We start from the raw sequence: 13198 nt of genomic DNA on the forward strand, positions 1-13198 counted from the left end.
TATCTTCCTGTCATGGCTGGCCAATCGCGGCAGGATCGTCTGCGGCCTTGGGCTGCACGGATGTTAGGCGATGCGGCAGACCATGCTTGTTCAGATAGGCCTGAAAGCGGGCGAAATTCTCGGGATAGCGGCGGTCGAATTCAGAGGTGTCGAAATGTCTTTCGACAAGATGGCGCAACGGCCTTTCCGATTGCAGTGCCTTGAGCGACAGATGCGGCAAGCCAAGGAGATCGCAAAACTCTTGTGTGCGCATGTCATGCACGACCCACATCGTCGCTATGCCGGCCTGAAAGGATGCCATGTTGCCGTGAAACCGAGTGCCGATACAGAAATTGAACCCTTGGCGCAGGAAGGCGAACCATTCCGGCACATTGTAGAACTGGCGAAACCTGTCCCGCATCCAATTCTGATAGTCTGCCAGAGCTATCCCCTGTGCCGTGATGATCCGCAGAAGGCTGGGATCGATCAGCGATCCGATGTCGTCGGGGATGTCCTCCAGCTGCGTCACCGGGGGCAATCTGCACAAAGCCTCTTCAAAGTATGAAGTCTGCCCGATCATGGTCGCGCGCGCTGTCATCGCGGCTTTGAACAGGGCCGATTCTCGCGCCTGCCGCGTGAAGTTCACGATGCTGCGTGACAGATCGAACGCAGCCACAGGGCGCGGCGCGCGGAAATCTGACCGACCGCTCATATAACAGGACTGGCAGCCGATCACCTCGACATTATGGATGCCCAGCTTGCGGCACAGATCCGCAGTAAAGGCCCCCCGAACCGCGATGGTCGATGTATGGTCGGCGATCACATGCAACAGCCGCTGGGTGGATGGATGCACGGCAGCATCGGCCAAGGATTGGCCAAGGGGCGCGCGCGACCCAAGCCCGAAGACCACCACCGGCAGACCCAGCCGCTTGATGCGTTCTGCATGCGCTTCATGCCCTTCGGAGGGGCTATTGTCGACGGCAAGCGTCGTCGCGGTGACAAAGGCCAGATGCGTCAGCCGCGCGCGATACTCTTCGACCATCGCATCGGTCAGCACGCGCGCTCCGATATTGACATGCTCTCCAACGACATGCCTCGCCGCATAGCCGTGAATGTAATTGCCCGTATTCCCGCGCGATCCCTTCCTGCCTTCGGCGGCAACGCCGATAAAGCCGACACGCCCGCCCTCTGGCGGAAGGGGGCCATAGGCTTGGTCGATCCCAGCCACTGCGCGGCTCCTTGCACTCGTTACGATGGAGATGAAGACATAGCGCCTTCAACGCGTCAATTGCCCCGCGCTCAGGCCGGGATCACAGCCGTCGCCTCTATCTCCACCTTCGCACGATCCTCGACCAAGGCCACCACCTGCACCAAAGCCATGGCCGGGTAATGCCGCCCGATCACCGCCTTATAGGCACGGCCAAGCTCTTTCAGGCGACCCAGATATTCCCGCTTGTCCGTGACATACCAGGTCAGCCGCACCAGATGCTCGGGCCGCGCGCCGGCACAGGCCAGCACCTCGACAATAGACCGCAGCGCCTGTTCGGCCTGCCCGACGAAATCATCCGTTTCAAAGACCTGATCGGCATTCCAGCCGATGATCCCCCCGGTGAATACCATCCGCCCAGTCGCCGCCACCCCGTTGGAATAGCCGATAGCGGGCTTCCAATGCGCGGGATGCAGGAATTCCAACCCCGTCTCGGTCATGCCTCCGCCTCCTCTTGATGCGCCACCAGCATCGCGCGCACCCGATCGGGCCAACGCGCGGGCCGCCCCTCGGGCGTGATCCAGACCAGAACCAACCGCGCCACAAGGCGCATTGCACCGCCACAACGCGCCTCAAGCCGGATCGTCACGGATGACCCACCGACCCGCTCCACGACCAAGAGCCAATCCAGCACTTCGCCAAGACGCGAGGGCGCGCGGAAATCCGTCTCCACCCGCGCCGTTGGCACGCCGATCCCGTCATCCATCATCGCATGGTAGGAATAGCCCACCACTTCGCGGAAGAAATTCTCGCAGACCGAATTCGTCATCTCGAAATAGCGGGGATAAAAGACGATCCCCGCCGGGTCGCAATGGTTGAACTCGATGCGGATGCTGCGGGCATAGCTCATCCCAGCACGCTCCGCGCGATGACCACGCGCTGCACATCCGACGCGCCTTCATAGATGCGCAAGGCCCGGATCTCGCGGTACAGGCTTTCCACCACCGATCCGTGGCGCACCCCATCCCCGCCATGCAATTGAACAGCCATATCAATCACCTCCTGCGCGGCCTCGGTGGCGTAAAGCTTGGCCATCGCCGCCTCGCGCGTGACCCGCGCCGCGCCATTGTCCTTTGTCCAGGCCGCGCGATAGACCAGCAGCGCCGCCGCGTCGATCTTCACCGCCATATCGGCCAGATGGCCCTGCACCATCTGCAGCCCCGCCAGCGGCTCCCCCTGAATCCGCCGCGCCTTCACCCGCGCCAGCGCCTCATCCAGCGCCCGCCGCGCAAAGCCCAGCGCCGCCGCCCCCACGGTAGAGCGGAACACATCCAAGACGGACATGGCGATCTTGAACCCCTCGCCCGGTGCGCCGATCAGCGCCTCTTCCGGCAAAACCATCCCCCGCATCCGCAAAGTGGCCAAAGGATGGGGCGCGATCACTTCCAACCGCTCCACCGTCTCTAGCCCAGCCGCATCAGCGGGCATCAGAAAGGCCGAAAGCCCCTTGGCCCCCGGCGCCTCACCCGTCCGGGCAAAAAGCACATGGATATCCGCGATCCCACCATTTGAAATCCAGGTCTTCTCCCCTTCGATCAGCCAACCGCCCTGCACCCGGGTCGCCGTGGTGGCCGTCGCCGCCACATCCGACCCCGATCCCGGCTCGGTCAGGGCAAAAGCCGCAATCGCCGCCCCCGTCCGCGTCTTCTCCAGCCATGCCTTTTGCGCGGGCGTGCCAAACAGGCTCACCGCCCCCATCCCCAGCCCCTGCATGGCAAAGGCGAAATCGGCCAAACCATCATGCCGCGCCAATGTCTCGCGGATCAGACACAGCGTGCGGACATCCAGCCGCTCCCCTTCCCCGGCCCCGGAATGCCGCAGCCAGCCGCCCGCCCCCAGCATCGCCACCAGCGCGCGGCAGGCCGCATCCACATCACCATGATCCACCGGCAGATGCGCGGCGCACCACGTCTCAAGCGCCGCTGCCAGTTCGCGATGCCGCGCCTCGAAAAAAGGCCAGTCCAGAAAGCTTCTATCGCTCATGTCACCTTCATCTCGCTGCAATCCCCCGATCTGAACCCCATCTCGCGCCGTGCTGGCTTCATCTTTGCAAAAATACTCATCTTACGCCCTCTCCGCCCACGCGACGCCACAAGGAACCGGTCAACGCCAACACCAAACCGGGGGGGTGCGGGGGGGACGGCACGTCCCCCCCGCCGACCTCAATCCCCTTGAAACACCGGGGTCTCCTTGGCGACGAAGGCACGGTAGGCCCGTTCGAAATCGCGGGTCTGCATGCAGATCGCCTGCGCCTGCGCCTCGGCCTCGATGGCCTGATCCAGCCCCATGTTCCATTCCTGATTTAACTGGGTCTTCGTCATGCCATGGGCGAAAGTCGGCCCCGCTGCCAGACTGCGTGCAAGCTCCATCGCCGCCGCCTCCAGCGCCTCAGGGGCATGCAGCGCGTTCCAGAAACCCCATCTTTCGCCTTCCTCCGCCCGCATCACCCGGCCCGTATACAACAGTTCCGCCGCCCGCCCCTGCCCGATGATGCGCGGCAGCATCGCGCAAGCCCCCATGTCGCAACCCGCAAGGCCGACGCGGGTGAAAAGAAAGGCGCATTTCGCCCCATGGCTGGCCAGCCGCAGGTCGGACGCCATCGCCATGATCGCCCCCGCCCCCACACAGACGCCATCCACCGCCGCAATGACAGGCTTGCCGCAGCCGATCATCGCCTTGACCAGATCACCGGTCATCCGGGTGAAGGCCAGCAACTCCTTCATCTCCAGGCCCACCAGCGGGCCGATGATGTCATGTACATCGCCCCCGGAACAGAAATTCCCCCCGTTTGACGCGATCACCACCACATCCACATCCGTGGCATAGGGCAAGGCACGAAAGGTGTCGCGCAACTCGGCATAGGACTCGAAGGTCAGGGGGTTCTTCCGTTCCGGTCGATTCAGCCGGATCACAGCGACCCGCTCCACCACCTCCCACAGGAAATGTTCGGGCCGCAGCCCCGCCATCGCGCCCATCACGCCCCCATCCGTTTCAAAATATCCGTCAGCGCATCCAAATCGGCCTCAGAAAGCCCGCCGAAGATCCGCGCCACCTCTGCCACATGCCCTTCGGCCAGCCCTTCGAACTGCTGAAGCCCCGCCGCCGTCAGCGCGACGAACACCGTCCGTCGATCGTTCTCCGAAGGCGTCCGCCGCACCAGACCATCGGCTTCCAGCCGATCCACCACCGTGGTGGCATTCCCGTTCGAAACCAGCAGCATGCGGGACAACTCGCTCATCGTCACGCCGTCGCGCCTGCGATAGAGCGCGGCCATCACGTCGAAACGCGGCAGGGTCGTGCCATGTTTCACCCGCAGGAATTCGCGCAACTCGCCCTCTGCCGCGCGGGTGACGCCCAGCAGGCGGATCCACATCTTCAACCGCCGCTTGGAAAGGGTATCGCTCACACCTCGCCCCCCGAAATCACGATCCCCTGCCCGTTCACGCCAGCCGCGCCATCCGAACACAGCCACAGCGCCGCCGAGGTCACCTCATCGGGCCGATAAAGCCGCCCTTGCGGGGACATTCCCTCCAGCGCCGCGCGCGCCTCTGCCGTCGTCCGGCCTGTCTTTTCCGAAATCACCCGGATCGAGGTTTCCGTCATCTCGGTCTCCAGAAAGCCGGGGCAGATCGCATTGGCCGTCACCGGCCCCTTCGCCACCTCAAGCGCGACCGACCGCACCAGCCCCATCACCCCATGTTTCGCCGCCGCATAGGGCGCGACCTTGGCATAGCCCTTCACCCCGGCGGTCGAGGCCACGGCAATCAACCGACCCCAGCCGTCGAACTGCCGCAGCCCTTCGCGAAAGGTCAGGAACACCCCCGTCAGGTTCACCGCGATCATCGCATTCCATTGCGCGAGGCTTGTCTTGGCCAGCACGGCGCTATCCGCCGCGCCCGCATTGGCCACCACCACATCCACCCGCCCCGCCTGCGCGAAAAGCGCCTGAACCGATGCCTCATCCGTCACATCGCAGGGCAGCGCCCGGATCGCCCCATGCCGTGCCGCGACCGTCGCCAGCGCATCGGCCCGCCGCCCGCAGATCACCACCTCTGCCGCGCCCGCCAGCGCAAAGCCCAAGGCAAGGTCCGCCCCCGCGCCCGACCCGCCACCCGTGACCAGAACCCGCCGCCCCTCCACGCTCATGCCCGGATCACCTCTGCCGCCTTCTCGCGCAAACGCCGCATCTGGTCGCGCCCCGCCAGATAGGGTAGCGGCCATTCCGTCGCAGCATCGCCCATGGCAACAGCGGCGTGCAATGTCCAATAGGGATTGGCCAGATGCGGCCGCGCAAGGCAAACCAGATCGGCCCGCCCCGCCAAGAGGATGGAATTCACATGGTCCGGTTCGGTGATGTTCCCCACCGCCATCGTGGCCAGCCCCGCCTCATTGCGGATGCGGTCCGAAAACGGCGTCTGGAACATCCGCCCATAAACAGGCCTTGCATCAACCGAGGTCTGGCCCGCACTCACGTCGATGATATCCGCCCCCGCCTGCGCGAACAGGCCCGCGATCTTTACCGCCTCATCCGGTGTGACGCCCTCATCCCCCACCCAATCCGTGGCCGAGATGCGGACCGACAGGGGCTTTTCCTCGCCCCAAGCCGCCCGCATCGCCCGCAGCACCTCCAAGGGCCAGCGCATGCGGTTCTCCAACGAACCACCATAGCCATCCGTCCGCCTGTTCGATTTCGGGCTAATGAAAGACGACAGCAGATAGCCATGCGCTGCATGCAGTTCGATCATGTCAAACCCCGCGCGCTTTGCCATCTGGGTTGCCGCCACGAATTCCGCCGTCACCGCCTCCATATCGCCCCGCGTCATCTCACGTGGGATGGCGTTGCGGGGCGACCACGGCAGGGACGATGGCCCGATGATCTCCCAATTCCCGGCAGGCAGGGGGGCATCCCCGTCTTCCCAACCGACCTGAGTCGATGCCTTCCGCCCTGCATGGCCGATCTGGCAGCAGATCTTCGCCTCCGTCTCGGCATGCACAAAATCGACGATCCGCTTCCACGCCGCCTCATGTTCCGGCGCATAGAGCCCCGGGCAACCCGGCGTGATGCGGCCTTGCGCCGAGGTGCAGGTCATCTCTGTGTAAACCAGCCCCGCGCCGCCCTTGGCGCGCTCACCGTAATGGACAAGATGCCAATCGGTCGGGCAGCCCTCCACCGCCTTGTATTGCGCCATGGGCGACACCACGACCCGGTTCTTCAGCGCCATATCCCGCAAGCGATAGGGGGCGAACATCGGCGCGCGGCCTTCCTCACCGCCTGCCTGACGCTGAAACCAATCTTCCGCCCGCCGCAGCCACGCCGGATCACGCAGCCGCAGGTTTTCATGGCTGATCCGCTGGCTGCGCGTCAGCAGCGAATAAGCGAATTGTTCGGGCGGCAGGTCCAGATACCTCTCCACCTGCTCAAACCATTCCAGCGAATTGCGCGCCGCCGATTGCAGGCGCAGCACCTCCACCCGCCGCTCCTCCTGATAACGGGCAAAGGCCGCCTCTAGCGTCGGTTCCGAATGCAGATATTCGGCCAGCGCGATGGCGCTATCAAAGGCCAGCCGCGTCCCCGACCCGATGGAAAAATGCCCCGTCGCCGCCGCATCCCCCATCAAGACCACGTTTTCATGATACCACGTCCCGCAGATCACGCGGGGGAAGTTCATCCACACCGCCGACCCACGCAGATGCGCGGCATTCGACATCAGGTCATGCCCGCCAAGATGCCGTTCAAAGATCCGGCGGCAGGTTTCCACCGTCTCTTCCTTGGACATATCGGCAAAGCCCCACCTGTCCCATGTCTCTTGCGCGCATTCCACGATGAAGGTCGCGGTCTGGTCGTCGAATTGATAGGCATGCGCCCAGACCCAGCCATGCGCCGTCTTCTCAAAGATGAAGGTGAAGGCGTCGTCAAATTTCTGATGCGTGCCCAGCCAAACGAACTTGCACAGGCGCATGTCGATATCGGGCTGGAACACCGCCTCATATTCCCGCCGCACCGCCGAATTGATCCCGTCCGAGGCGACGACCAGATCGTAATCCCGCCGATAGTCTTCGGCCGTCTTGAACTCCGTTTCAAAGCGCAGATCGACGCCCAATTCCCGCGCCCGCGCCTGCAACAGGATCAACATCTGCTTCCTGCCGATCCCCGCAAAGCCATGCCCGCCCGACACGGTGCGCACGCCGTCATGCACCACGGCGATATCGTCCCAATAGGCGAAATGATCGCGGATCGCCTGGGTCGAGACAGGATCGTTCCGCGCCATCCGCCCCAGCGCGTCATCCGACAGAACCACGCCCCATCCGAAGGTGTCATTGGCGCGGTTCCGCTCCAGCACCGTCACCTCATGCCCCGGATCGCGCAGCTTCATCGAGATGGCGAAGTAAAGCCCGGCAGGGCCACCCCCAAGGCAGAGAATCTTCATCGACCGACATCCCCTTTTCGGCGCAATCCGCGCCTTTGCAACAAAGGCTGACATCCCCCCGTAACAATTTCAAGCTTGAAATTTTTGGGCTTGAAATTTTGTCGCAGCCCGCGAAGATGCCCGCATGGACCTGTTGATCGAACGCCAAAATGGCTGGGCGCAGCTGACCTTGAACCGTCCCGCGCAGAAGAACGCGCTGAACACCGCGCTTCTGGGGGCGGTGGCGGCTGCCTTGTCGGAGATGGCCGCCGATCCTGCGATCCGCGCGGTGATGGTGACAGGGGCCGGGGGCCATTTCGCCGCCGGGGCAGATATTGGCGAAATCGAACACAAGACCGCCGCCGAAGGGTCCATTGATCCAAGAAAAACGCATTGGGCCGCGATCCGTGCCTTTCCCAAACCGCTCATCGCGGCGGTCGAGGGGTTTGCTCTGGGTGGCGGCTTTGAACTGGCGCTGATGGCCGATCTGATGGTGCTAGGCCCGACCGCCCGCCTTGGCTTGCCGGAAACCAACCTTGGCCTCATCCCCGGCGCGGGCGGGGGGCAGCGCCTGATGGCGCTGGCGGGTCGGGCGCGGGCCATGCGCATGGTGCTGATGGGCGAGGTGATCGATGCCCGCACCGCCCATGACTGGGGCATCGCATCTTACCTGATTACTGACGAAGCGCCCGCTGCGTGCCCACAGTTTGCGGCACAAATCGCGGCACAAATCTCTGAACGTGCGCCGCTGGCCCTGATGGCCGCCAAAGCCGCAGTTCTGGCGGGCGAAGCGCGCAGCCTTGCCTTGGCCGAGGAGCGCCAAGCCTTTGAAAGGCTTCTCGATTCAGCGGATAAATCCATCGGCATCGCAGCCTTCCGCGCCCGAACCAAGGCGGAGTTTACGGGAAAATGACCATCGGGATCATAGGCTTGGGTGCCATGGGCCTTGGCATCGCGCAAGTCTTTGCGCAGGCTGGATTTTCCGTCCGCGCGACCGATGCCAACGCGGACACCCGCGCCTCTGCCCCCACCCGCCTTGCCGATGCTCTGGCCGCCCGCGTGGCCAAGGGTGCGCTGACCGAAGCCGATAAAACCGCGATCCTTCAAAGGCTTGTGATCCTCAATCGGATCGAAGACATCCCCCCCGCCGATCTGGTGATCGAGGCGGTTCTGGAGCGGGCCGAGGTGAAGCATCAGGTCTTTTCCCTTCTCGAACAGGGACTTGCCCCTGATGCCGTGCTGGCCAGCAATACCTCGTCCCTGTCGATCACAGCCCTGGCCAAAGGGCTGCGCCACCCCGAGCGTCTGGTCGGTTTACACTTCTTCAACCCGGCCCCGGTAATGCGTCTGGTGGAACTGATCCCCCATGCCGGAACCTCCACCGATGCCCTGAACACCGCCCGCAGCTTGACCGAACGCGCAGGAAAAACCGTTATCCAATGCGCCGACCGCCCGGGTTTCATCGTCAACCGCTGCGCCCGCCCCTTTTACGGAGAGGCGTTGGCAATGCTGGAAGAGGGGCGGACCGCAGGCGAGGTCGACGCCGCGATGATGGCGGCGGGCTATCGCCTTGGCCCCTTCGCGCTGATTGATCTGATCGGGGCCGACATCAACCTTGCCGCCACCGAAGGCCTTGCCGCCGCGATGGGAAACCATCCGCGTTATCACGTCTTTGATGCGCTGAAGGCCCAAGTGGCAAGCGGCTACATTGGGCGTAAGTCATTGAAAGGTTTCATATTTCCAGAAGACGCGCCACCCCCGCCCAATGATGCCGCAGCCATCGCCCTGCGCATCGAGGCCACCCTCGTGAACGAGGCGGCATGGCTGCTGGCCGAAGGCGGCACCACTGCCGAAGGGATCGACAGCGCAATGAAACTCGGCCTCAACTTCCCGCGCGGTCCGTTTGAGGCGATGGCCCGCCATGGCCAAATGAACATCCTGCAAACCCTTGCAAAGCTGGAAGAAAACGCCCCCCCTCATCTGCGGACCCGCTACATACCCGCCCCCGGACTCATGCCATGACCGACGTCTTCCTCTGCGCCCATCGCCGCACCCCCATTGGCCGCCACGGTGGTGCTCTGGCCATGGTCCGGCCTGATGACATGGCCGCCCATGTGATCGACGGCCTTCTCGATCTGCATCCCGGTCTTGCGGTGGATGAGGTCATCTTCGGCTGCGCCAATCAGGCGGGCGAGGATAACCGCAACGTCGCGCGCATGGCGGTCTTGCTGTCACGCCTGCCTGAAACCGTGCCTGCCCTGACGGTGAACCGCCTCTGCGCCAGCGGTCTGGATGCCGTGATCCTTGGCGCGCGGGCCATCCGCGACGGGGCAGACGTGGTGATCGCAGGCGGCGTGGAAAGCATGACGCGCGCGCCCTTCGTGCTGGGCAAGGCTGAAACAGCCTTTGCGCGTCAGGCGGAAATGCATGACACAACAATAGGTTGGCGCTTCATCAACGACCACATCGCCCGCGCGTACGGCACTGACTCGATGCCCGAGACGGCCGAGAATGTCGCCACCGAACATGGCATCTCGCGCGCCGATCAGGATGCTTTCGCCCTGCGCTCGCAGTCGCGCTACAGCGCCGAATGGCATGCGGCAGATATCCTTCCTGTCACGATCCGAGGCCGCAAGGGCGACACGCGGGTCACCACAGACGAACATCCCCGCCCGACGACGTTTGAGAAACTGGCCACCCTGCCCACCCCCTTCCGCAGCGATGGCACCGTCACGGCGGGGAATGCGGCGGGCATCAATGACGGGGCCTCGGCCCTGATCCTTGCCTCTGCGGCCGGGATAAGGCGCCACAGCCTCACCCCCCTCGCCCGGATCGGCGCGGCGGCCACAGCAGGGGTCGCCCCGCGGATCATGGGCCTGGGCCCTATCGCCGCGGGCGAAAGGCTGATGGCGCGAACGGGGCGAGCACCTGCGGACCATGACGTGATCGAGGTGAACGAAGCCTTCGCCGCACAGGTTCTGGCCTGCCTGCGCGCATGGCGCATCCCCGATGATGCCGCGCAGGTGAATGCCTATGGTGGCGGGATCAGCATGGGCCACCCCTTGGGCATGTCCGGCGCGCGGATCGCCGGAACGGCGGCGAGGCGGCTGGCGGAAACAAGCGGTCGGTCGGCCCTTGTCGCGCTTTGCGTGGGTGTGGGCCAAGGCGTGGCGCTGGAACTGCTTGCCCTGTAGGATGGGAAATATTGCCCATCCGACCTAGATCATCCCCGACGATGCGTCGCCGCAACGCGCGAGATTTCCTCGTAAATCCCCGACAAAAGGTTCAACGTCCGCGTCGCTTCGGCCAGCCGGTCCGAAAACCCCGGCACCGTCTGCACCGCCTGTATCAGTAGTCTCCGCCGCACCGCGCCATAGTCATCCGTCACACGGCGGCCCTCTTCTGTCACCTCATAGGTCACACCCGACCGTCCTGATCCTTTGCGCAATATCAGCCCGGCACTGATCAATTTGCGCAAGGAATATTGGATGTTCGGCACATCGTCCCGGTTGGTCAGCCGCGCAAGGTCCTTGATGCTTTTCGGTCTCTCGTTCATCCGGATGATGTGGAGAAGCGCATTTTCCGGCCCCGTCGCCGCAAGGTCGCAGACCGAGGCAAGGCATTCCGATTGCCAGCGCCCGAATCCCTCAAAGGTCCGCATGAGGGCGAATTCCAACTCCGTCGTGTCGACCTCGACCGCGCTTTCCGCAAGGTGCCAGTGCCAATCAAGCCCCGGCGTCACGGCATCGTTTTGAGTTTGAACATTTTTCCGCGTCATTGGCTTTCCCCTTCACCGCAATGACCTTCACCGCAGCAGGGCGTTGACGCAAATGGATTTTACGATAGACTTTCAATCATAAAATACTTCCAAAACTCCAACAGGGACAAACCGACATGCCACAACACCCGATGCTCTCGGGCGAACGCTTTCGCCTTGGCACTTTCTCGACCAATTGCTCATCGGGCATGACGCCCACCAAGGCCCCGGAACGCTGGGTCAACAGCTGGGACAATAACCTGAAGTTGGCACAGATGCTGGACGAGGCAGGGATCGACTTCATGCTGCCCATCGCCCGCTGGATCGGCTATGGCGGCGAGACGGATTTCCATGGCGGCGTGCTGGAGACGATGACATGGGCGGCGGGCCTTCTGGCCGCCACCAAGAATATCGCTGTCTTTGCCACCATCCACACCGCCGCGAACCACCCGGTCGTTGTGGCCAAGCAGATGGCCACGATCGACCAGATCGGCCATGGCCGCGCCGGGCTGAACATCGTGGCGGGCTGGAACAAGCCGGAATATGAGGCGCTGGGTCTGACCCTGCCCGATGATCACGAAACGCGCTATGCCTATGCGCAGGAATGGTTTGACCTGATCCGCAAGCTTTGGACATCGGACGATCATTTCGATTGGGACGGCGCCTATTTCAAAGCCAAGCGTGTGAAGGGTGACCCGAAACCAATCCGGGGATCGGTTCCCATCATCAACGCCGCAGGCAGCCCGCAGGGCCGCGAATTCGCGACCGACAATGCCGATTTTCTCTTCACCCCTGCCATCGACCTTGATCGGTCAAAGGGCGAGATTGCCGATCTCAAGGCGCAGGCGGCGGCCAAGGGGCGCAAGGTCAATGTGCTGACCTTCAGCCATGTCATCTGCCGGCCGACCGAGGCAGAGGCCAAGGCCTATGCCGACTACACTGCTGTGCAGAACGCCGATACCGATGCGGTGGACAATCTGGTGCGGCTGCAATTCGCCCATGCCCACAGCTTTCCGCATGACCTTCTGGCACAGATCAAACACCTTTTCGCGCTGGGGCATGGCGGATTTCCTCTGATCGGGACGCCGGATCAGGTGGCAGAGGGCATCTTGAAGCTGCACGCCGCGGGCTTTGCGGGAACCACCCTCTCTTTCGTCGATTATGTCGAGGAATTCCCCTATTTCCGCGATACGGTGCTGCCCAAACTGGCAGCGGCAGGGATCAGGTAAGGGGGCAGGGATGGCCGAGGAACCGACGGGCAAGGATTTCCGCGATGCAATGCGCGCCTTCGTGGGCAATTGCAGCGTCATTACCGTGGGCGATGGGGATGAGGCGTCGGGCCTTGTCGTGACCTCGGCCATCTCGCTTTCGGCCGATCCGCCGCGCCTTTTGGCCTGCGTGAACCGGACGGCGTCCAGCCACCCTTTGCTGGTCAAATATGGCAGGTTCGGCTGGTCCTCGCTTGGTGCCGCGCATCAGGCGGTGGCGGAACGTTTCTCAGGTTTTGGCGGGGTGAAGGGGGCGGCGCGCTATGACGGGGCGGAATGGGAAACCGCTGTCACTGGCGCGCGCCTTCTGAAAGGCGCTCCTGCCGCCTTTGATTGCACCGTCGAAGAGATGATCGACCGCGACACCCATTCCATCCTGATCGGGCGGGTGCAGGCAATCCGCACCGCGCCGGATACGGGGGCGCTGATCTATTGGAACGGGGCCTATCGGACCATCGATTAAAAGGCGATGCTGCCCCGCCGACCGTTCTGGTCGTCTCCCCAGCAAGTATTTGGGCCA

14 protein-coding genes are annotated in these 13198 nt (G+C 63.5%); 5 read left to right on the forward strand and 9 right to left on the reverse strand.

From position 1 onward, the window contains the following. Positions 1-10: 10 nt before the first annotated feature. The 8 genes from QF092_RS08605 to QF092_RS08640 form a co-directional block, all read right to left on the reverse strand. On the reverse strand, positions 11-1207 hold the full coding sequence (locus QF092_RS08605; RefSeq protein ID WP_281469421.1) for a polysaccharide pyruvyl transferase family protein: 1197 nt from the start codon (positions 1205-1207) through the stop codon (positions 11-13). A 71-nt stretch (positions 1208-1278) separates the two neighbouring features. Next, entirely contained in the window at positions 1279-1686 is a 408-nt protein-coding gene (locus tag QF092_RS08610) for a RidA family protein (protein ID WP_281469423.1), read from the reverse strand. Next, on the reverse strand, positions 1683-2096 hold the full coding sequence (locus tag QF092_RS08615) for an acyl-CoA thioesterase (RefSeq protein WP_281469426.1): 414 nt from the start codon (positions 2094-2096) through the stop codon (positions 1683-1685). The genes QF092_RS08610 and QF092_RS08615 overlap by 4 nt, the downstream gene beginning before the upstream one ends. Beyond that, complete coding sequence (locus QF092_RS08620; RefSeq protein WP_281469428.1) at positions 2093-3229, reverse strand: acyl-CoA dehydrogenase family protein; 1137 nt, start codon at positions 3227-3229, stop codon at positions 2093-2095. The genes QF092_RS08615 and QF092_RS08620 overlap by 4 nt, the downstream gene beginning before the upstream one ends. 179 nt (positions 3230-3408) lie before the next feature. Continuing rightward, positions 3409-4221: an enoyl-CoA hydratase family protein gene (locus QF092_RS08625; protein ID WP_281469430.1), complete on the reverse strand. Its 813-nt coding sequence runs from the start codon at positions 4219-4221 to the stop codon at positions 3409-3411. Then, a complete protein-coding gene (locus tag QF092_RS08630; protein WP_281469432.1) occupies positions 4221-4652 on the reverse strand; it encodes a MarR family winged helix-turn-helix transcriptional regulator in 432 nt (143 codons plus the stop codon). Before QF092_RS08630 ends, QF092_RS08625 begins: the two co-directional genes overlap by 1 nt. Beyond that, complete coding sequence (locus tag QF092_RS08635) at positions 4649-5392, reverse strand: SDR family NAD(P)-dependent oxidoreductase (protein WP_281469434.1); 744 nt, start codon at positions 5390-5392, stop codon at positions 4649-4651. The genes QF092_RS08630 and QF092_RS08635 overlap by 4 nt, the downstream gene beginning before the upstream one ends. Continuing rightward, positions 5389-7674 carry a bifunctional salicylyl-CoA 5-hydroxylase/oxidoreductase gene (locus QF092_RS08640; RefSeq protein ID WP_281469436.1) on the reverse strand — a complete coding sequence of 762 codons (2286 nt, stop codon included), beginning with the start codon at positions 7672-7674 and terminating at the stop codon, positions 5389-5391. Before QF092_RS08640 ends, QF092_RS08635 begins: the two co-directional genes overlap by 4 nt. Positions 7675-7798: 124 nt before the next feature. On the opposite strand from QF092_RS08640, the gene QF092_RS08645 reads away from it, so the two are divergent. The 3 genes from QF092_RS08645 to QF092_RS08655 are packed head-to-tail and all read left to right on the forward strand — an operon-like array spanning position 7799 to position 10847. Next, positions 7799-8566 (forward strand): enoyl-CoA hydratase-related protein, encoded by a 768-nt coding sequence (locus QF092_RS08645; RefSeq protein WP_281469438.1) that lies wholly within the window; start codon positions 7799-7801, stop codon positions 8564-8566. Further along, on the forward strand, positions 8563-9675 hold the full coding sequence (locus QF092_RS08650) for a 3-hydroxyacyl-CoA dehydrogenase NAD-binding domain-containing protein (protein WP_281469440.1): 1113 nt from the start codon (positions 8563-8565) through the stop codon (positions 9673-9675). Before QF092_RS08645 ends, QF092_RS08650 begins: the two co-directional genes overlap by 4 nt. After that, positions 9672-10847 carry an acetyl-CoA C-acyltransferase gene (locus QF092_RS08655; protein WP_281469442.1) on the forward strand — a complete coding sequence of 392 codons (1176 nt, stop codon included), beginning with the start codon at positions 9672-9674 and terminating at the stop codon, positions 10845-10847. Before QF092_RS08650 ends, QF092_RS08655 begins: the two co-directional genes overlap by 4 nt. Before the next feature lie 29 nt (positions 10848-10876). Here QF092_RS08655 and QF092_RS08660 read toward each other — a convergent pair whose 3' ends face one another. After that, positions 10877-11431, reverse strand: coding sequence for a winged helix DNA-binding protein (locus tag QF092_RS08660; protein ID WP_281469444.1), 555 nt, complete (start codon positions 11429-11431; stop codon positions 10877-10879). Between the two features lie 116 nt (positions 11432-11547). Between QF092_RS08660 and QF092_RS08665 the strand changes: the two genes are divergently transcribed. Together QF092_RS08665 and QF092_RS08670 are read left to right on the forward strand one after the other, a co-directional pair. After that, complete coding sequence (locus QF092_RS08665) at positions 11548-12639, forward strand: LLM class flavin-dependent oxidoreductase (RefSeq protein ID WP_281469445.1); 1092 nt, start codon at positions 11548-11550, stop codon at positions 12637-12639. 10 nt (positions 12640-12649) lie between these two features. Further along, positions 12650-13141: a flavin reductase family protein gene (locus QF092_RS08670; protein WP_281469447.1), complete on the forward strand. Its 492-nt coding sequence runs from the start codon at positions 12650-12652 to the stop codon at positions 13139-13141. Positions 13142-13198 lie beyond the last annotated feature (57 nt).

This window comes from Fuscovulum ytuae (assembly GCF_029953595.1).
GTDB classification, from domain to species: domain Bacteria; phylum Pseudomonadota; class Alphaproteobacteria; order Rhodobacterales; family Rhodobacteraceae; genus Paragemmobacter; species Paragemmobacter ytuae.